Origin of the sequence: Cytobacillus sp. FSL K6-0129, assembly GCF_038007625.1 — a bacterium.
GTDB classification, from domain to species: Bacteria; Bacillota; Bacilli; order Bacillales; family Cytobacillaceae; genus Cytobacillus; species Cytobacillus kochii.
The window spans coordinates 4,069,479-4,088,085 of the sequence record NZ_JBBOXM010000001.1 but is presented as its reverse complement, the minus strand read 5'-3'; the positions used below and the strand labels follow the sequence as shown (position 1 = coordinate 4,088,085).

At 35.6% G+C, this 18,607-nt stretch carries 21 protein-coding genes; 7 read left to right on the top strand and 14 right to left on the bottom strand.

The features are described 5' to 3' along the window. Window positions 1–174: 174 nt before the first annotated feature. Window positions 175–630: a hypothetical protein gene (locus MHI57_RS20815; RefSeq protein WP_340978122.1), complete on the top strand. Its 456-nt coding sequence runs from the start codon at window positions 175–177 to the stop codon at window positions 628–630. Window positions 631–878: 248 nt separating this feature from the next. Here the strand turns inward: MHI57_RS20815 and MHI57_RS20810 are convergent, their stop codons facing one another. Both MHI57_RS20810 and MHI57_RS20805 read right to left on the bottom strand, forming a co-directional pair. Further along, complete coding sequence (locus MHI57_RS20810) at window positions 879–1,229, bottom strand: DUF4260 domain-containing protein (protein WP_095370319.1); 351 nt, start codon at window positions 1,227–1,229, stop codon at window positions 879–881. Then, window positions 1,222–1,656, bottom strand: coding sequence for a MerR family transcriptional regulator (locus MHI57_RS20805; protein ID WP_340978121.1), 435 nt, complete (start codon window positions 1,654–1,656; stop codon window positions 1,222–1,224). The genes MHI57_RS20810 and MHI57_RS20805 overlap by 8 nt, the downstream gene beginning before the upstream one ends. Before the next feature lie 163 nt (window positions 1,657–1,819). On the opposite strand from MHI57_RS20805, the gene MHI57_RS20800 reads away from it, so the two are divergent. After that, on the top strand, window positions 1,820–2,473 hold the full coding sequence (locus tag MHI57_RS20800; protein ID WP_340978120.1) for an SIMPL domain-containing protein: 654 nt from the start codon (window positions 1,820–1,822) through the stop codon (window positions 2,471–2,473). Window positions 2,474–2,536: 63 nt separating this feature from the next. Further along, entirely contained in the window at window positions 2,537–2,782 is a 246-nt protein-coding gene (locus tag MHI57_RS20795; RefSeq protein WP_095370322.1) for a DUF2164 family protein, read from the top strand. A 43-nt stretch (window positions 2,783–2,825) separates the two neighbouring features. On the opposite strand, the gene MHI57_RS20790 is transcribed toward MHI57_RS20795, so the two are convergent. Further along, the gene (locus MHI57_RS20790) at window positions 2,826–3,545 is read right to left on the bottom strand and encodes a glycerophosphodiester phosphodiesterase (RefSeq protein WP_095370323.1); all 720 of its coding nucleotides are present in this window, start codon (window positions 3,543–3,545) and stop codon (window positions 2,826–2,828) included. 157 nt (window positions 3,546–3,702) lie between these two features. Between MHI57_RS20790 and MHI57_RS20785 the strand changes: the two genes are divergently transcribed. Next, window positions 3,703–4,545, top strand: a complete 843-nt coding sequence (locus MHI57_RS20785) for an MBL fold metallo-hydrolase (RefSeq protein WP_224934858.1) — start codon at window positions 3,703–3,705, stop codon at window positions 4,543–4,545. Between the two features lie 93 nt (window positions 4,546–4,638). After that, the gene (locus MHI57_RS20780) at window positions 4,639–5,598 is read left to right on the top strand and encodes a D-2-hydroxyacid dehydrogenase (protein ID WP_340978119.1); all 960 of its coding nucleotides are present in this window, start codon (window positions 4,639–4,641) and stop codon (window positions 5,596–5,598) included. A 94-nt stretch (window positions 5,599–5,692) separates the two neighbouring features. Here MHI57_RS20780 and MHI57_RS20775 read toward each other — a convergent pair whose 3' ends face one another. From MHI57_RS20775 to MHI57_RS20755, 5 genes are all read right to left on the bottom strand, one after another. Next, window positions 5,693–6,637, bottom strand: a complete 945-nt coding sequence (locus MHI57_RS20775; protein WP_340978118.1) for a DMT family transporter — start codon at window positions 6,635–6,637, stop codon at window positions 5,693–5,695. Window positions 6,638–6,771: 134 nt separating this feature from the next. Then, window positions 6,772–8,169: a M20/M25/M40 family metallo-hydrolase gene (locus tag MHI57_RS20770; RefSeq protein WP_340978116.1), complete on the bottom strand. Its 1,398-nt coding sequence runs from the start codon at window positions 8,167–8,169 to the stop codon at window positions 6,772–6,774. 404 nt (window positions 8,170–8,573) lie between these two features. Continuing rightward, entirely contained in the window at window positions 8,574–9,134 is a 561-nt protein-coding gene (locus tag MHI57_RS20765; protein ID WP_307317165.1) for an NAD(P)/FAD-dependent oxidoreductase, read from the bottom strand. A gap of 85 nt (window positions 9,135–9,219) precedes the next feature. After that, a complete protein-coding gene (locus tag MHI57_RS20760; protein WP_307317167.1) occupies window positions 9,220–9,666 on the bottom strand; it encodes a GNAT family N-acetyltransferase in 447 nt (148 codons plus the stop codon). 19 nt (window positions 9,667–9,685) lie between these two features. Continuing rightward, window positions 9,686–9,919 (bottom strand): excisionase family DNA-binding protein, encoded by a 234-nt coding sequence (locus MHI57_RS20755; RefSeq protein ID WP_095370329.1) that lies wholly within the window; start codon window positions 9,917–9,919, stop codon window positions 9,686–9,688. A gap of 174 nt (window positions 9,920–10,093) precedes the next feature. Here MHI57_RS20755 and MHI57_RS20750 point away from each other — a divergent pair, with 174 nt between their 5' ends. Continuing rightward, entirely contained in the window at window positions 10,094–11,746 is a 1,653-nt protein-coding gene (locus tag MHI57_RS20750) for a PAS domain S-box protein (RefSeq protein ID WP_307317169.1), read from the top strand. A 162-nt stretch (window positions 11,747–11,908) separates the two neighbouring features. Here MHI57_RS20750 and MHI57_RS20745 read toward each other — a convergent pair whose 3' ends face one another. The 5 genes from MHI57_RS20745 to MHI57_RS20725 all read right to left on the bottom strand — a co-directional run bounded on the left by MHI57_RS20745 (window position 11,909) and on the right by MHI57_RS20725 (window position 17,146). Next, the gene (locus MHI57_RS20745; RefSeq protein WP_095370331.1) at window positions 11,909–13,090 is read right to left on the bottom strand and encodes a toxic anion resistance protein; all 1,182 of its coding nucleotides are present in this window, start codon (window positions 13,088–13,090) and stop codon (window positions 11,909–11,911) included. Next, window positions 13,087–13,743 carry a 5-bromo-4-chloroindolyl phosphate hydrolysis family protein gene (locus MHI57_RS20740; RefSeq protein ID WP_095370332.1) on the bottom strand — a complete coding sequence of 219 codons (657 nt, stop codon included), beginning with the start codon at window positions 13,741–13,743 and terminating at the stop codon, window positions 13,087–13,089. The genes MHI57_RS20745 and MHI57_RS20740 overlap by 4 nt, the downstream gene beginning before the upstream one ends. Window positions 13,744–14,041: 298 nt before the next feature. Continuing rightward, complete coding sequence (locus MHI57_RS20735; RefSeq protein ID WP_340978115.1) at window positions 14,042–15,484, bottom strand: PAS domain S-box protein; 1,443 nt, start codon at window positions 15,482–15,484, stop codon at window positions 14,042–14,044. A gap of 61 nt (window positions 15,485–15,545) precedes the next feature. Then, window positions 15,546–16,469: a ketopantoate reductase family protein gene (locus tag MHI57_RS20730; RefSeq protein ID WP_095370334.1), complete on the bottom strand. Its 924-nt coding sequence runs from the start codon at window positions 16,467–16,469 to the stop codon at window positions 15,546–15,548. A gap of 140 nt (window positions 16,470–16,609) precedes the next feature. Next, window positions 16,610–17,146 carry a class D sortase gene (locus MHI57_RS20725; RefSeq protein WP_370873367.1) on the bottom strand — a complete coding sequence of 179 codons (537 nt, stop codon included), beginning with the start codon at window positions 17,144–17,146 and terminating at the stop codon, window positions 16,610–16,612. Between the two features lie 240 nt (window positions 17,147–17,386). Here MHI57_RS20725 and MHI57_RS25100 point away from each other — a divergent pair, with 240 nt between their 5' ends. Beyond that, window positions 17,387–17,554, top strand: coding sequence for a ZinT/AdcA family metal-binding protein (locus tag MHI57_RS25100; RefSeq protein ID WP_095370336.1), 168 nt, complete (start codon window positions 17,387–17,389; stop codon window positions 17,552–17,554). Between the two features lie 185 nt (window positions 17,555–17,739). Here MHI57_RS25100 and MHI57_RS20720 read toward each other — a convergent pair whose 3' ends face one another. Beyond that, complete coding sequence (locus MHI57_RS20720; RefSeq protein WP_095370337.1) at window positions 17,740–18,567, bottom strand: STAS domain-containing protein; 828 nt, start codon at window positions 18,565–18,567, stop codon at window positions 17,740–17,742. Window positions 18,568–18,607: the final 40 nt, after the last annotated feature.

The window sequence follows — 18,607 nt, the reverse complement described above, 5'->3', positions numbered from 1 at the left end:
TTCACTTTATAGATTATTTACTTGTCCCTTCACTAAGGGAATGCTAAGGAACTTATAAAAAGACAAAAAGAATGTTGAAATTAGCTTGCATCAATATGCGAGAGCGTTAATTCTTTCTCACATTTGTAAGCCCTTATTGCCCTACTCATTTCTCTATTCCTCCAACTATTAGTCGTGATTTCTCCTTTTGCCCTACTCATTTCTCTATTCCTCCAACTATTAGTCGTGATTCCTTCATTTGCCCTACTCATTTCTCTATTCCTCCACTTATTAGTCGCGATCTCACCATTTGCCCTACTCATTTCTTTATTCCTTCACTTATTAGTTGCGATTCTTCCTTTTGCCCTACTCATTTCTTTGGTTCTCCATCTATTAGTCGCGATTTCTCCTTTTGCCCTACTCATCTCTTTATTCCTTCATCTATTAGTCGCGATTTCTCCTTTTGCCCTACTCATCTCTTTATTCCTTCACTTATTAGTCGCGATTCTTCCTTTTGCCCTACTCATTTCTTTATTTCTCCAACTATTAGTCGCGATTTCTCCTTTTGCCCTACTCATCTCTTTATTCTCCCAACTATTAGTCGCGATTTCACCATTTGCCCTACTCATTTTTTATTCCTTCACCTATTAGTCGCGATTTCTCCCTTTTACCCTACTTCGATTTCTCTATTCCTTCACTTATTAATCGCGGAAACCCTTAATCATCATTCTACTTCATCGCCCTATTAACTTACCTGGCAAGCCGGTTTTTTTCGTCTTTCAGATTGGCCAACATTTCTGATAATTCCAATGATATTTATGAAGCATTTTGCTTGCCAACACTTTTTCCTTATAAAAAAAATGGTTCGCTACCTTACCTAAATTACGGTACTTTGTTTTCTATATTTTTTGTATATGTGTTACTTTAAACCCTTCTTCATATTTAAGACCGTATCCTAAGGCTCTATCCATACTAATGTGAGCAGACCAGATCAAAGATACCATCAATAATATAGGTTCCTTTATTACAAAATAAATTCCTAAAATCAATAGGGGGAAAATAAATGTATGGCCTATATTATAGAGAATCGCCCCTACTTTTTTGTTGAGGAGATAGCCAAACATAAAGACGTCTGGTAAAAACAAAAAAATAACAAAGGCAAGTATTGAGAATTCCCAAGTAATATAAGCTACTACTGTTAATAATAGTAAAAGAATATATTCCCATTTAACAATAATGCGATTACTCATTTTCCACACCACCTATTTTCATCTGTTCATATACATGGTGAATGACTTGATCTAAGTTTCTTTGGTTCTCTTTAAAGTTTCCTTCCTTTATCATGAAACGAATCTCTTTTAAAGCTTCCAAAGCAACTGTCAAAAAGTGAAGTTTCTCTTCAACATTATCAACCTTTACACCTATTAACTGCTCCGATTTTATTTTACAATCCTCTGACGGCTGAGTCCGATCTAATATAAACAGTTCACTGATTTCTTGTAAAGAGAATCCTAATTGTTTTAACACAATGATATATTTGAGTTCTCTTTCATTTTTGTCTGTATATAATCGATAGCCATTTTCAGATCTTTCTGGAGTAATTAAACCGATTTTTTCATAGTAACGGATTGTCTCACTAGAAATATCATATTGAGAAGCGATTTGTTTAATATACATTTCCTTCCTCCTTTTCTTCTTATTTTGAAGATAACATTGGAGCTTACTACAAGGTCAATATATTTTTGAATTTTTCCAATCTTTATCTTGCATCACAGCGATACAATCATTTCTAAAAAATGTGATACGACATACACTTAATAAGATAAAGAGTTGAAAGGTGATGACCATGTACCCTTATTCATATAATGAAGTGCGAAACAAAGAACGAAGATTACATGTGAATGGTTTAGGAAGACTTTCCGTCCAACCTGATATAGCCACTATTCATATCGGTGTCATATCGGAAAATGAAGAAATACAGATAGCTGAAAAGGAAAATACACAAGCCACAGAATCTTTCCTTTCTGCTTTAAAACAAGCCGGTATCAATGAAAAGCAAATACAAACGACTCACTTTAATGTACAGCCCATCTACCATCAACAAGATGATTCTTCGCAGATTTCAGGCTATCAAGTGACAAATGAAGTCCGCGTTACCGTCAGTCAACTTAATCAAATAGGTACAATTATTGCTTTAGCAATGGAACACGGAGCCAATCAAATAAATAGTCTTGAATTTGGATTAACGGAGAAACAGAAGTGGTATTATAAGGCATTAAATGAGGCATTAGTGGATGCGATAAGTAAAGCCCAATCTATAGCTAATGTTTTAAATGTAACAGTAGATCTTACCCCGATAAAGATTACCGAAGACAGCAGACAAATACAGCCCTTCACACAGAAAATTGCTCTTCAATCTATTGCTTCTCCGCCCATTGAACCTGGTGAAATCATCGTGGAAGCCATAATAACTGCCGTTTTTCGTTATTCATAACATGTAACATGCATCTTAATCATTCATGGTGTATGATGGTCGTATAGAAATGGAGGCCATAACATGTTTTATCGACTGACAAAAGAACAGCAACAACAAATGATTGAAGAAATCCAACAGTTTTTTCTTCAGGAAAAAGACGAGGATCTTTCCGAATTCGCTGCTGAACGTGTGTTAGATTTTTTTAAAGAATCACTCGCCCCTCACTTTTACAATGCAGCTATCCAAGAGACTCAATCCATGCTAAAAGAACAGTTTGCTAGTATTGAAGATGAGGTATTAACCTTAGAACGCCCCATTCGACGTTAATAAAAAAAAGTGGCCAATTCAGCCACTTTTTTGTCTATTCCATTTATTGATAGTTGGATACAAATTCATCACAGAAATCGGTCATAACCACCTCAACGCCTTGGTTGAGTAGTGATTGAGCATCGGACCATCGATTAATTGTATAAGTACGTAATGGGATTTTGTTTTCTATTGCCTGTATACCATGTATGGATTGCACAAATTCTTTTTGACAATGAATAGCATCGGCTCCAATATTCTGAGCTACCTTAATTGCATTAGCATGTATACCTAGAATTAAATACCCTGTATTTATTTCATTATCTAATGTTCGTATTCTCTTCACACTCTCAGGGTTAAAAGATGAAAGAATGATTCGATCTCTTAAACCATATTGCTCAATTAAAGTTAACACCTTCTCCTCCATACCATCGTAACGAAAGACATCATTTTTCAATTCTACATTTATAACCAATTCATTATTCTCCTCTTTCGCCCATTGAAAAACCTCTTCTAATCGTGGGATTCTCGCATGGTTAAATTCGGTGTTAAACCAGCTCCCTGCATCAAATTGCACAATATCTTTATATTTAAAATCCCTGATAAACCCTGTACCATCTGTTGTCCGATTGATTTTCTCATCATGAATGATGACAAGTTCACCATCTTTAGATAATTGGACATCTAATTCGATTCCGTGAACACCAGCTTTTCTTGCAGCTTCAAAAGCAAGCATTGTATTCTCCGGAAAGCGACCACTTAATCCACGGTGGGCAAATATCATTGCTCAACCATCCTCTCCATTTTCTACAATTGTATAAAAATTATTTAAACACAGTATGAATCGTTTGTAAAAAATTCCTTTTTATTGATGTTAAAGATTAATCGAATGTAAGCAGGGTATACTCTCATATAAAGACATGTAAAGGAGATAAAATCTTATGAGAGAGTATGATTCTGAGCAACATTATATGCCTATCACCTCAACAACGAGCGGTATGATTGTTAATTCTGCAGAAGGTGTTGATTATATAAACATTCAAATCGTTAATGTTTGTTTTGTTAAAACAGCAGAGGATGCATGGGTCCTTGTTGATGCTGGTATGCCAAAATCAGCCCAAAAAATTATTGAAGCTGCAGAAGAATTATATGGAAAGGGTGCGAAACCTGTTGCGATCATATTAACACATGGACATTTTGATCACGTAGGTGCGATTCATGAGCTATTAGAAGTATGGAATGTCCCTGTTTATGCTCATTCGATGGAATTACCTTATTTAACTGGTCGGAAAGATTATCCAGAACCTGATAATACAGTTGATGGTGGATTATTAGCTAAGTTTTCGAATTTATTCCCTAATGAAGGTATTAATATTTCACAACATATAAAACCGTTACCAAGAGACGGTCATATTGACGAAATGCCCGGTTGGCAGTGGATTCATACTCCTGGACATACAGAAGGTCATATCTCGCTTTACCGCAAAAGCGATGGTGTCTTAATTGCTGGAGATGCCTTTTGTACCGTTAAACAAGAGTCCCTTTTTAAAGTGATGACACAGGAGCAAGAAATTAGTGGTCCCCCAAGGTATTTAACCACTGATTGGCAACTAGCAAGAGAATCTGTCAGAAAACTCTCTGACCTTAATCCTCATATCGCCATCACAGGACATGGTATTCCTATGGCTGAACAAACTCTCCAACAAAGCCTTATTACTCTTGTAAGGGAGTTTGATGACATCGCAATGCCTGAAACTGGTAGATATATAAAAGACGACGAATAATAGTAATATTCAATATCTTTTATTTCGGTATCCTGAAGATTTTGCTATTATTAAGGGTAGACTTGAAAAATTTCTACCGATGGAGGATACCTTATGTCTAAAAGAAAAATGATTATCACACAAAACTTAAGCGAGGAACTTAAAACAGCCATTACAGAAATCACTCCTGATTGGGAACACATCATAGGGAAGGATAACGAGGTTTGGGAGAGTCATATGAAGGATGCAGAAGTGATTGTTGCTTGGAAACATCGTATGCATGATACCTATGCGAATAATGCTAACCTTCGTTGGATTCAAACATGGAGTGCTGGTGTGAATTATTTGCCACTCGAAGACTTTGACAAGAAAAACATCCTTCTAACAAGTGCAAACGGGGTACATGCTTATCCAATTTCGGAGACGATTTTTGCATTGATGTTAGGTTTAACAAGAAGTATCGACCGTTATGTTAAACAACAACAAGAAAAAGTATGGAATGGAACTGGTAACAAACTCGAAATGCATGGAAAGACCATCGGTATAATTGGTGTTGGAATGATTGGACAAGAAACTGCTCGAATTGCCAAAGCGTTTAATATGCATGTCATTGGTGTTAGACATTCAGGCAAACCTGTCGATTACGTAGATGAAATGTATACTTCACTGGAACTTGACGACATCCTACCTAAATGTGATTATATTGTCGTCACCCTGCCTTTAACGAAGGATACATACCATATGTTCAGTAAAGAACAGTTCAAACGCATGAAACAAACAGCTTTTTTTATTAATATTGGACGCGGTGAAATTGTTGATGAAAACGCACTTTATCATGCTCTTTCAGAAGGAGAAATTAAAGGTGCTGGTATTGATGTTTTTGAAAAAGAGCCGCTCCCTGAAGATAGTCCATTATGGGGATTAAATAACTTAATCATCACCCCACATACATCTGGCTCAACCGAACATTACAACGAAAGAGTCATTAAAAACATCTTCATTCCTAACCTAAAAAAATATTTGAATGGCGATGCTCTTGATACGAATGTAGTGGATTACAAAAAAGGATATTAAAAAACAAAGTCCGAACGATTATTTAAACGCTGCTAAAGCTTCGAATAATCGTTCGGATTTTTCTCCCCTTTTAAGAGGAAATTCATTTACAACCCTATTTGTTTGCCACGTTTTTTTCTTTTATTGGCTTCATCTTCTCTGTTCTTCTTTTTCTTAATAATGATTCAATCGCACCTGATCCAAGGAGTACACCAGGAATGATAAAGACAAGACCAACCCAATGATAAACCGTGATTTGCTCCCCTAAAAATAATGCCGACCCGACAAGAGCAAAGAATGTATTTAAGTTTAAAAAGATGGCGGCTTCAGCAGGACCAATTTTACTAATCGCATAATTGTAGCCCATTTGTCCAATAGCCGTTGCTAAAATGGCAGATGCTAAGAATAAAATCCATAAAGAACTTGGAGCATCTAATAAATTTGTAAATGCAAAAGGCTCTGAAATCAAACCTATGATGGCGAGAATTATGCCCCCAAAAACCAGCATATATCCAGTGAGTAGTCTACTATCAATAGTTTTCGCTGCCTTACTGATAAGAATAAAGCTGAACGCTTGGGATAAAATCGATAAGAAAATATAAATATCTCCAAAAGAAAAACCAGATAACCCTCCATTACCGATTACAACGATAAAAGAAACACCAATAATGCCAAAGATAAAACCTATAATCTGCATACGTGAAGGCATGGTTTTAATGATAATGGCGGAGAGAATAGCCGTCAAGACTGGCCCCGAACCTAAAATTAATCCTCCGTTAGCACCAGTTGTTTCCATTAACCCATGTGCTAGGAAAAAATGATGAGCCGTAATATTAAAGAGACCACCATATATAATATATTGAAATTCCTTCCGATTTGGTCTTCTAACTTTCCCTATAACTCCGAGCATAAGAAAAACAAAAAATCCCGCAACTAGAATCCTGATAGCAGTAATCGTAATCGGTGGGAAAGATGAGACAAGGATTTTAATAGCGGAAACATTAAATCCCCATATCATCATTAATATTGTCATAAATAAAAATAGACCGAGCTTGTTCATTCCCATCCTTCTTTCCGTCTCTGTAATGAAGTAAATTTTAACATATATTTTCTTCATATGGATAGAAAGTAAGCAATTGATGAGCAAGAAAAGGTGGAAGCATCCGCCCCCACCTTTACAGAACTGAACCTTACCTATTTTAAATCCTCTTCAAGAAACATTTGTGGCTCTACCTTTTTCTCTTGTTGCTTTCTAGGTTTGATCATCCGATCAATTTGCGCTTGTTGATATACCGCCGTTCCAACAATACTAGCTACATCCTTTAGTTTTTCCTTACTAATTTTATCAATCGTATCATCTGGTGTATGGTACCAAGGTTCTGAAGGGCTGTGAATAAATAAAGCTGCTGGAATACCTACTTCGGCAAATGGCACATGATCACTGCTGCCGCCACTTCTAATCGGTGTCGCTTCTCCATTTAACCTCGAGCTAGTCTCTTGAGCTAACTCGGTAACAAGGTTTGGCTCCCCATCGATTGTGGCCAAAACTAAATTACCTGCATCTCTACTCCCGACCATGTCTAAGTTAAAATTCGCCACAATTCTATTTCGCTCATCTTCAGGTAAACTATTTACATAATGTGTAGAACCAAGTAATCCTACTTCTTCAGCACCAAATGTAATAAAACGAATTTCTGTATCAGTTGGGAATAACTTAAGTACCCTTGCCAATTCAAGAGTCATCGCTGTTCCTGAAGCATCATCATTGGCCCCTGGTGCACCAGCTACAGAATCATGGTGAGCACCGATCACAATAATATCATTCGTATCTCTTAATTTTGAGGTTGGTTTTTTCGTCGCTATGACATTATGAGATGTTTTTTCTCCTGTATTTGCCCCTTCTATATTGATAGTCGCTTCTGTAACCTCTCCGGCTTCTATACTAGCAAGCAACGCATCTCCCTCTGCTTTTGACAAAGAAATCGCAGGAACAAATTGATCATTATGTGCTCCCAAAGTTCCATTTAAAGAGCCCTCACTATTATTATAAATAATTACACCCGCTGCCCCTGCCTCTCCTGCATTCAACACTTTCTCACTGAAGCTTAACTCTCCGCGTTTGATTAAAACAATTTTTCCTGTAACATCGCCTAATTCCTCTGGTTTACCTAGACCGCCATAGACGATGTCCCCATTCACATTCCCACTAATAGAATACGTAAAGTAGTCAGGGTTTAGTTGTTCATTATATCCATCGACTTGTAGTTCAATCGTATGTGGGGGTGTATACCCAACATAGGTAAACGGTTGAATATCTGCACGATAACCGTAATTCCTAAACTCTCTTTTGATAAATTCGACAGCCTCATCTTCCTCAACTGTTCCCGCAACTCTCGGCTCTTTTGCAAGATGAGCAATATTGCGATAGATTTTGTGCTCATTTACTAACTTTGTAATTAAATAGTCATAGAAGTGATGTGAATGACTCTGTGTATCAGCAGCTTCAACAGGTTTAACAACATAGCCATGAACCCCTAATGCACCAAATACGAGAGTAGTAGCCAAACTAAATTTTAAGATAGATTTCTTCATTTTTTTCCTCCTATTAATCGATTTTCTAAAAGTTTAGACTATTAATTCCGAGTTAATAAGTGTAGTATTCACTATCTTTCAATAGGGAAAAAATGCTAGTTTCTCAAATACGAACCTTTTAACTACAAATGATAGATGACAAATGATGGATAGAAGAGGAGGGTTACTATCAGGTAAATATAAATAAAAAGGAGTGATAATGAGAAGGTAATTTAATAGAGAGCTTATATTTAAACAATTTCATAGATCCTCCCATTCCATAAAATTCCAAAATAAATAGTTTTCTAATACATTAAGAATGCAAAATCAGCCTTTAATTCTAAGTAAATAGGCATGTTCTCCAACAATCAATTTCAAATCAAAAAAGCTGACTATTACAGTCAGCCTTCTTAAACAACTACTATTTATTTCAATACATCATGGTCAACATAACGCTCACCATTTATCTCACTAATTACATTAATAGCTACCTTCGCACCATCACCAGCAGTAATAATTGTATGTACACTTACACCTGCTGTCGTACCTGCAGCCCAGATGCCAGGAATATTGGTTTGACCTGATGCATCTACATCAATAATGGTTTTTACTCTTGGCTCTGTTCCCGGTTTCGTTTGTACACCTGCTTTTTCGGCTAAATCAGACAAGAACCCTGTTGCTAAAATGACATGTTTCGCTTCATAACTACCTTCAGAAGTAGTAACAACGAAACCTTCTTCTTTTTTCTCAATAGATTCTACTGTTGCATCTACTAATTCTGCCCCAAATTTCTCTGCCTGTTTTTTCCCTGTGCTAACCAAATCCGGACCTGATACCTCTAATACACCATAATGGTTTTCAACCCAAGCCCTTTTTGTTACACCTTTGTCATTATCAATAACAATCACTTTCTTCCCCGCTTTAGCAGCAAATAAAGCTGCACTCGCACCAGAAGGCCCTGCTCCAACGATTAGAATATCATACATGTTCCATTCCTCCTCAAGAAATACTCTCTCTTTTCTAGAATAGACAAAATAATTAGAAATGTAAAACATTCTATCCTTTTAGAGTTCAAAGCTGCTTTTGTAAAATCACCATATGAATGAGTTGTTTACCACCCTCATAAATAGGGCGGTCATAATGTTTCACAAAGAAATCATCAATCTGATGAGAAATATGAAATCCACACGCCTGGTAAAAAGGGATCGTAAGGGGACTATCTCCCGTTCCTACTTGAAGCTTGCGGGCTCTCCCTTTATAGAAATCTTCCACAAGCTGAATCATCTTTTTGCCATATCCTTTTCGTTTTAAATGTGGGGCAACAGCCAGATTCTTTATTTCATATATATCTTCATTCTCCTTTGTTACAACACAAACGCCGATTAACTTTTGTTTTTCCTCGAAAATATAAAGGTCTCCCCGCTCTAAATACTGATCAATCATATTCTCTTGTTCATCTGCAAGCAGTAGCAGATCTATATATCTTTTCTTATCTTCATTAACGAGCTTTAACTTCATCATGTCACATCCTTACGTATTAATCTTCATCCTTTATATCCCGATCTTCTGGAATTGGTTCCTTCGATAACTCTTCCACCAATTTCTTATATTTTTCTAATTGTTGAAAATGGGTTTTAAATTGATCTTTATAAATGAGTACTGCTCCCTCGCTATCATGAATGACACGAATTTTACCTTGGAGAATCAACTCTTCTACATAACTGACTGATACCGATAAATATTGAGCTGTCTCTTCTATTGTTAAATACATGATTACTTCATCTCCTCCAACTAGTTTCTACTATTATAACTTATTTCTTTAACGCTTATTTCTCCTACTATCATACTTAATTATTAAAATACTCAATCTTTAATGGCAAAATTTTTCATAATCGATTACTATAAAGTATAGTGATTATTTGTTTTACAGAACAGGAGCATAGATATGAAAACAAAATTCTTAATCTTCTTTTTTTTAGGAAGTATCATTTGGGTCATTTCAACAAACCTACTCATTAGGGAATTTCATACATCATCCAACTTAATCTCCATGATACATATAAAAGAAATTTTATATATCTCCTTTACAACTTGTCTCTTCTACTATTTTATAAAAAGAATTGAAGAACTAAATACATCCAAAGAAGATAAAGAGAGATTATCCACACTTATTAATGCAATGGTCGATTTCGTAAATTTTAAAGACGAAAAAGGGAGATGGATCGAAGCAAATAAAGTCGCCCTTGAACTATTTAATCTTGAAGAAGACCAATATCGAGGAAAAACAGATATTGAACTCGGCGATCAAGCAAGAAGTTTTTACAAAAACTCCTTCGCTCATTGTATGATTTCAGATGAGGAAACATGGGATAGTGGAAAAATTGCGAGAATCGAGGAAAATATATTACAACCCGATGGAACAAAGAAGATATTCGACACAATTAAAGTTCCTCTTTTTCATGAAGACCGAAGTAGAAAAGGGCTTGTAATTATCGGTAGAGATATTTCCGAAAAAAAGAGATTGGATGAATTATTACAAGAAAGTCAACAGCAATATAAATCGCTGTTTTTGTACAGCCAAGATATGATCGTCATGATGGATTTATCCGGACGGATTACTCAAGCAAACCCCCAATTTAAGGAGATAACCGGTTATCAGCCAGAAGAAGTACTCCAACAACCTATCACCCACCTATTTCCTAAAGACTTACATGATGAAGTATTTAAAAGTCTTGAACACATACGACAAACGAATCAACATATACAATGTGAGATGGCGATGAACCATAAAAATGGGCCGCAAATCATCTTAGAATGTACAGCTGTGCCTATGATTATCAACAATAAACAAGCTGGTATTATTTGTTATGGGAAAGACGTCACAAAGCTACGATTAGCTGAAGAACAATTAAGAAAAACGGAAAAATTATCTGTAGTTGGTGAACTATCAGCGAGTGTGGCTCATGAAATAAGAAACCCACTCACTTCGTTAAAAGGATTTGTACAAGTATTAACGACAGAAGACAGTAAACATGAATTCTATTATCGCATTATGGAAGAAGAATTGGATCGCATCAATCATATTGTTAGCGAACTATTACTACTAGCCAAGCCACAAGAGATTAAATTCATTCAAGCAGACATCTTTGAATTACTCCATAATGTCATTTCACTATTAAAAACGGAAGCATCACTCCATAATATTCAAATTCAATTAAAGTCATATTTACGTACGCAAATTTCTATACTGTGTGAACCTAATCAACTTAAACAATTATTTATCAATTTAATTAAAAATGCTATTGAAGCCTCAACTGACGGAGACGGTCAAATCATGATTTCATTAGAAAAGGAAGAGGATACTGCTATCATAAAAATATCTGATAATGGCGATGGCATGTCTCCAGAATTATTAACAAAACTCGGAGAACCTTTTTATTCATCCAAAGAAAAAGGTACTGGTCTTGGTTTAACTGTCAGCAATAAGATAGTTCAAAGCCACAATGGTTCCATTCATTTCTCAAGTATTTTACATGAGGGAACAACAGTAACTGTCAAGCTACCGATACAAATCGCTTCGCGTGTCCCAGTTGGATAATGAAAAAGCCAAAAGCCGGAACATTGGTATTTTGCTTGGCTATTCTTTAGTCTTTAACATAAGTATTGATCCTTTCTAGATATGCCCTTTCAGTTCAATTATTCTTCCACTCAAAAAGGCACTAACAAATACTAAATTAGCATTTGTTCGTGCCTAATGACATTATTTATCTTTTACTTCTAATAGTTTTAGCCTCAAGTCGTTTTCCATATGGGCTAGATCACTTTCCGCTTGTTTTCTTTTATGTCGACCTTCTTCTTGGATGCGCAATGTTTCTTCAATCGTTTCGACTAGGTTTTGCTGGGTTTTCTTTAATGTTTCTATATCTACTAAACCGCGTTCGTTCTCTCTCGCTGTTTCTATAGTGTTCATTTTTAGCATTTCTGCATTCTTCAATAGTAAGTCATTCGTTGCCTTTGAGACATGCTTTTGCGCTTCTACTGCATGGCGTTGGCGAATCAAAGTTAAAGCAATAGAGACTTGATTCTTCCATAATGGAATAGCAGTCATAATGGATGATTGTATCTTTTCTACTAGCGCTTGATTTGTATTTTGGATCAGTCTAATTTGTGGCGCACTTTGGATGGTGATTTCTCGACTTAACTTTAAATCGTATAAACGTTTATCCAATCTTTCAGCAAATTGGACTAAGTCATTCACTTCCTGTACTTTCATTTGATCCTGTGATGATTCAGCTTTCTTTTTTAGATCCGGAATCGATTGTTCTCTCATTTCCTCGAGCTTTAGTTCCCCTGCAGCGATATAAATATTTAAGGCATGGAAATATTCTTTATTGCTTTCATACAGCTTATCTAGCATAACAATGTCTGAGAGAAGCAGGTTTTTACTTCGCTCTAACTTCACACTGATGCGATCAATTTGTGCGCCTACCTTTTGATATTGCGACAATACTTCATGGACAGAACCTGAAAGCTTGCCAAATATTTTTGAGAAAAAGCCTTGTTTTTCATGCTTTAAATCATCCGGGTTCACTTCATTAAATTTTTGCATAAGTTCGCCCAAAATTGAGCCTACTTCGCCGACATCTTTTCTTTGCACATGGTCAAGCATCGCATGTGAAAAATTGAGTAACTTTGATTGAGCAGGCGTACCATATGAAATCATAGCTTGATGATTACTTGGGTCGATTTGTTCAGCTAATTGGTAAGCTTTTTGCCGGTTTTCCTCTGGAATGACATCAATCAATTTTACACGACTAGATGAGTCCTCACTTTTAACCTTTGTGACTGTCTCGTCGTCATTACCAAAAGGGTCCGCTAAAAGATCATCCAATATATCTGCACCAAGGGTAGGTTGATTTGACGTATTTTTTTCTTTTGTCATTTTAATCGCCTACTTTCATCATTCGTTTTCTCATCTTTTAATTTCTTAATGTTATGTTTGGCTACATCTATTTCATAATGAAGATCATCAATATCATTCGCTAGCACTGAACGTAAATCCTTATCTACATGAACCATTAGCTCTTGCAAAGTTTTTCTGGTCTCTGTTAATGATTGCTCAAGTTCCCAATCTTTCTTCGGTTGTGAGGAAAGAAAAACATATTTTTCAGCGAGTTCTACCGCTGAATCCAAATGCGAATAGAAGAATGATTCAGCTTGATAAAAGCGTCTCGGCTCCTTTTGCACAAGCTGGTAAATCCTTTTTGTCACTTTAATAAAATCTTTACGTTGACGACCAGATGGCCAATGGCGAATTGCCATTAAAGCACGATGTAAACGACTCATCTTGATTCGGGCATCATCTAAATTATCTTGGATAAAACGAAACTCTTTCCGCTTGAGTCCCTTACTTTTCATCCAACGATGGACAATAATTATTCCACTCAACCAATACGTAAATACACCCACACCAGCACCAATTAGTCCACTCATCCAAAAACCGTAATTCATAAAAAAGTAGCTAATTAACCATGTCAACACAGACACAGGTACAGTGATAAGTATCCGTAGAAAAAACACATAGAACGGGTTCAAAATTATCGACTCCTGACTTTACCGCTTATACTATTTACGTAATTCGTCTTATTTAAGTTTCAAAATAAGTGAACTTATTTTTACTTACCCTTACAGTATAAGAATACAACATTTGAAGGAGTTTTTTCCATGGACTAAGATTGTAATTCCAACTAAGCCTTAAGTCTTAAAGCAAATATTTACAAAAAAACTCGCTTAAATAGCGAGAAAGGCTGAAATAATGATCAAATATAAAAAAATGCATTTTCAAAATATTAATGCATTCATTTATGTATCATTCTTAAAACGATGAATCCTTTTATGAATAGCCTAGTTCAACGGTTACTATTGTACCGCCACCTGGTTTACTATCAATCTTCATCGTTCCATTATGCTCTTGGATAATTTTATTGCTAACAGTTAGTCCTAAACCGATTCCTTTATCCTTAGTAGTATAAAAAGGGGTACCTAAATAATGCAAACGATCTGAGCTTATACCTATACCCTCGTCTTTAAAATTTATTCTTACTCTTTTATTTCTTAATACTTCTATAGCTATAATTACTTCTCCACCATTTGGCATTGACTCTATAGAGTTTTTTAAGAAATTAATAAATACTTGCTTTAATTGATTTTGATTACAAAGTAATTCAATTTGTTGATCTGGCTTTAAGAATCGAATTTGAACATTACACATCATGGCTTGTGGGTGAAGAAATTTGAATGTAGCTTCTAAAATCTCATAAAGGTCAAAATAATCATAATCAACTACTTGCGGCTTAGCTAAAGACATAAATTCGTTGACAATTCCGTCAATACGCTCTAGTTCATGAGAAATAATTGATAAATACTCTTTCTGTTTATCTTTCTCCTCCATATAATGTAATAGTTTTGAGAAACCCTTTAACGATGTCAGTGGATTTCTGATCTCATGTGCCACACTGGCTGCTAGTTGACCAATAATGGATAGGCGATCTAAATTTCTTAGAGCATCATCATTTTTCACACGATCAGTGACGTCCCTACCGACACAAACATACAATTGAATTTCATTAAATTCATTAAAAATCGGAGAAATATTAGACTCAATATATATGATATTCCCACTACTCGTTTTCATGCGTGATTGAAGAATTTGGGATTCTCCGGTATCATTAATTTTTTTATACAATAACTCACTGTACTCTCTTTCTTCTTTATTCATATGATCCATTACACCTTTCCCCAGATAGGTGCCTTTTTCCACCCCTAATAATTCCTCAAAGGACGGGGATACATAAATTACCTTCTTATCTAGTCCGTACAGTAAAATTAAATCTGACGTGTGCTCTGTAATTAATCGACTGACCCCTAAATTATTTGAGACAATATCCTCTATACATTCAGAATCCGCCAATTCTTTAATAAATGTAATCCCACCAGCAATTTGCTCTAACGAATCATAAATGGGATAATGCGATAATTCCAAATTAATAAGATGGCCATCTTTATGAATACCCTTTGCTTCCGCTTTATCTTGAAAGGGCTTTAATATATTGTCCTTCTTCAACCGCAAATGAGTATATAAATTCGTACCAAGTGCATCTTGTTCACGGTAGCCCAATAAGTCCGTATACGATGGATTAATTTTATTTATCCGATGATTTATGCTTGTCAAAACGATAGCTGCAGATGTATGGTTCATTAATAAGTGAGTAACCTCAATTGGGTAAACCACCTTTAGGCTACTATGATTTTGAAAAAGCGCATCATTCTTTGACATAGAAACCTCCAAACTTCCTCTAACCCAGTTTATTCTACAATTTTATTTCTTTTCAGTGGTCTTAAACTGAATGACTATCAATATGTTGAATGTTTTCATATAACATTTGATTTGTGGTTGGTTGTGCTAGCTTGTGCTTTTTATACAATGCTATTACCGTTCCCGCAAAAAGCTCCACTTCACTTTTCCTTCCAGCCTCGACATCTTGTGCCATAGACGGCTTACCCTCTGCATTTAATTGATTGAGAACATTTAGCCAATACGATAAGTCATCTTCTGTTAAAGTGACCCCTTCATACTGTGCTATACGGATCACTTCTCGCATTGCTGCAATCATCGTTTCTCTCGGCTCTCCCTCTACTTGAATTGTTCCATAATTCCCCCGATAGACTGCAACTGTCTGATTCACACCCACATTCAACATGAATTTGCCCCACTGTCTCTTTATCATATTAGTATCTACTTCATACGGAATACCTGTGCGATCGAAAAATTCAGCTACTTCCTTTGTCATTTTTGATGTCTCACCAGCCTCCTGATCGCCAAAACAAATCATCCCCATATGATGATAGCTTAGTATATTGTTTACTTTAACAGCATCCATCCCTTGGGCTACGCTATATAAAACTTTGTCTTCTCCAAATACACTACCTAATATGCGTTCACTTGAAATCCCGTTTAATAAAGAAAGAATGATTGTATGCTCATTGACAATTGGCTTAGCTAATTCAATGGCAGCATCCAACCCATCTGCTTTAACTGAAAAGATGAGTAAATCAACTGGTTTTTTTATACTTTCTGGTGTTCTATAATCAAAATCGCAAAACTGTTGGTTTGCATAAACTCCTTTCTCTTTATATTTTTTCACTCTTGCCTCATCAGCAACAAATGTAAGTGCACCTTTTGGTAATGAAAGGTTCATTTGGCTACCGAAAAGAACGCCCAACGCACCCAATCCAATAAAAGAAACTGATTGAATCCCCATTCATCTAACCCTTTCATACTTTTATTGAAAATTTTATCACAAAATTCTAAAAAAATAAGGGGCTAGAGAAAGTTAGTTTAATAATTTTATATGAATAAGGATTTCTTACCTATTTATTGCTCTATATTTTCGTCTTAAGACTATTTAACTCGCTCGGCATAAATAATATATCTCTCAGGTGCATCTCCCACAAAACTAAAAGGGTAACAAGTAGTAACAATTAATTCTTCTTCTGTTTGTTGCAATGTAATGACACTTGTATCTTCTTTATCGACAATTTTTGTTTTAGTAATTTTATAATCAAATTCGCCATATGGTACTTTTATAGTGAAAATATCATTTAATTTTAACTTGCCCATCCCTCTAAAGACAGTGTCCCTATGACCTGAAAGTACAATTTGACCTCCTTCATCGGGATATAAACTCCCTAAATAATGGCCAACTCCTTTAGCCAGATCATCTGCATCAACTCCCTCAATAATGGGTAATTCTGCATCAAGCTTCGGTATCAAAAGTATCCCTGCTGCTTCTCCTTTTTTCGGCAAATAAGCTTCTGCCTTTTTCGCCCCTTCAGCTACCTTTGCCTTGGCCACTTGTAATGACTGGGATTCCTTCACATTACCAGCAACAATTGTCCAAACACTAAATCCGATAAATAATAAACCAATAAACATCATACTAAGACCGACTTTTTTCAAGCTCGTCTACACTCCATTCAAAAACGAATTAATCTACTAAATCTTAATTCCAGTATATAGTAAATCGCTAGTAATCTGGTAGCAATATTTTATTTTTTCCACCCGCTGTAAATAATAATAATTACGATTTATATTTAAAAAACTGCATACCAAAATATAGTCAACAAGTGCACAAAAAGACACTACACTTTCTGGAACATTGAATAGGATGGATTAAATATCCTTACTTATGAAGCTGGTAATCAGGTGGTTCGGTATTCGTTCAAACGAGTGGATGGAGATCAAGCCGCACCAAAGTTTGTGCAATTTAGTGACCATCGTATTTATCCAACACCAAGCGCTCATTTTCATATGTATCTAGGTAATGACATCAGAAAACTCTCCTAGAAGAACAAATGGGCCAACTTATGATCCATCAGATTTGGGTGGAGAAGAAATTGTTCACGATCGTACATTAAGACCTAAATGATATATAAAAGCTAGGTTTGTAAGAGAAAAGAAAACAGGTTTACTCACTATGAAACTAAAATAGAACACGAAAAATTTTTCGTGTTCTATTTTAGTTTAACTATTTATAATGTCTTTGTATGATGAATGGCTTGTGCCAATGAAGAATAGATTTTAATATTACGGAAATTAATACCTAATTGAACAGCTGTTTGCGCAATTTCTGGTCGAATACCTGAAAGACTGGCGACGGTACCAATTAATTTCAAGCCATCTATAACCTGAAAAATTTGAGCAGCCACCATTGTATCTATGATTGCTACGCCAGATAAATCAATTACAAGCTCTTCAATTTGCATATCGTTACATTGTTCGAGTGTCTTATCAAAAATGACTTGAGCACGATGAGTATCAATATCTCCAACTAGAGGGAGAATAGCTACATCCTGTTTAATTTTTATTACTGGTGTACTAAGTTCAATAATCATCTCTTGCTGTGCTTTTAACATACGATTAGATTCTTCGATATTTCTTCTACTAAATTCACTCATAATTTTTCTAAATGATTGCGAAATCAATCGATTAAGCGTGTTAACCTCTTTATGTGATAACACCGTCGTTGATTCTTCAATATAATTTTGAACTACATCGAAATATTGTTCTTGCACACTAAGAAATTCACTAATGATTTCATCTAAGGGCGTGCTTAAATGGGCAGGGTCCTTTGCAATAGAAGTAACCCATTCATCAAATGCTTCTGTTGGTGCCTCAGATTCTGTGTTAAATAACTCTGCAAAGATTTCATGGAATGCATGATTTTGTTTCTTTAATATAGTAATTTGAGAATCGTCTGTTGTGCTATAGACACCATCTTTACTCTTATCTAATTCCGCATACCAATTCTCTGTTAAATCCCAAGTTTTCTCCTTAAAGTACTCGTAAAATGATTTCATCCGCATTTTCTCCTAATCATCAACATTGTCAGTATCACTT

Coding starts and splice junctions, on each gene's coding strand:
- MHI57_RS20810 (WP_095370319.1), bottom strand. CDS start 1,229: ATGAGTAATCGCATTATTGTTAAATGGGAATATATTCTTTTACTATTA.
- MHI57_RS20805 (WP_340978121.1), bottom strand. CDS start 1,656: ATGTATATTAAACAAATCGCTTCTCAATATGATATTTCTAGTGAGACA.
- MHI57_RS20800 (WP_340978120.1), top strand. CDS start 1,820: ATGACCATGTACCCTTATTCATATAATGAAGTGCGAAACAAAGAACGA.
- MHI57_RS20795 (WP_095370322.1), top strand. CDS start 2,537: ATGTTTTATCGACTGACAAAAGAACAGCAACAACAAATGATTGAAGAA.
- MHI57_RS20790 (WP_095370323.1), bottom strand. CDS start 3,545: ATGATATTTGCCCACCGTGGATTAAGTGGTCGCTTTCCGGAGAATACA.
- MHI57_RS20785 (WP_224934858.1), top strand. CDS start 3,703: ATGAGAGAGTATGATTCTGAGCAACATTATATGCCTATCACCTCAACA.
- MHI57_RS20780 (WP_340978119.1), top strand. CDS start 4,639: ATGTCTAAAAGAAAAATGATTATCACACAAAACTTAAGCGAGGAACTT.
- MHI57_RS20775 (WP_340978118.1), bottom strand. CDS start 6,637: ATGAACAAGCTCGGTCTATTTTTATTTATGACAATATTAATGATGATA.
- MHI57_RS20770 (WP_340978116.1), bottom strand. CDS start 8,169: ATGAAGAAATCTATCTTAAAATTTAGTTTGGCTACTACTCTCGTATTT.
- MHI57_RS20765 (WP_307317165.1), bottom strand. CDS start 9,134: ATGTATGATATTCTAATCGTTGGAGCAGGGCCTTCTGGTGCGAGTGCA.
- MHI57_RS20760 (WP_307317167.1), bottom strand. CDS start 9,666: ATGAAGTTAAAGCTCGTTAATGAAGATAAGAAAAGATATATAGATCTG.
- MHI57_RS20755 (WP_095370329.1), bottom strand. CDS start 9,919: ATGTATTTAACAATAGAAGAGACAGCTCAATATTTATCGGTATCAGTC.
- MHI57_RS20750 (WP_307317169.1), top strand. CDS start 10,094: ATGAAAACAAAATTCTTAATCTTCTTTTTTTTAGGAAGTATCATTTGG.
- MHI57_RS20745 (WP_095370331.1), bottom strand. CDS start 13,090: ATGACAAAAGAAAAAAATACGTCAAATCAACCTACCCTTGGTGCAGAT.
- MHI57_RS20735 (WP_340978115.1), bottom strand. CDS start 15,484: ATGTCAAAGAATGATGCGCTTTTTCAAAATCATAGTAGCCTAAAGGTG.
- MHI57_RS20730 (WP_095370334.1), bottom strand. CDS start 16,469: ATGGGGATTCAATCAGTTTCTTTTATTGGATTGGGTGCGTTGGGCGTT.
- MHI57_RS20725 (WP_370873367.1), bottom strand. CDS start 17,146: ATGATGTTTATTGGTTTATTATTTATCGGATTTAGTGTTTGGACAATT.
- MHI57_RS20720 (WP_095370337.1), bottom strand. CDS start 18,567: ATGAAATCATTTTACGAGTACTTTAAGGAGAAAACTTGGGATTTAACA.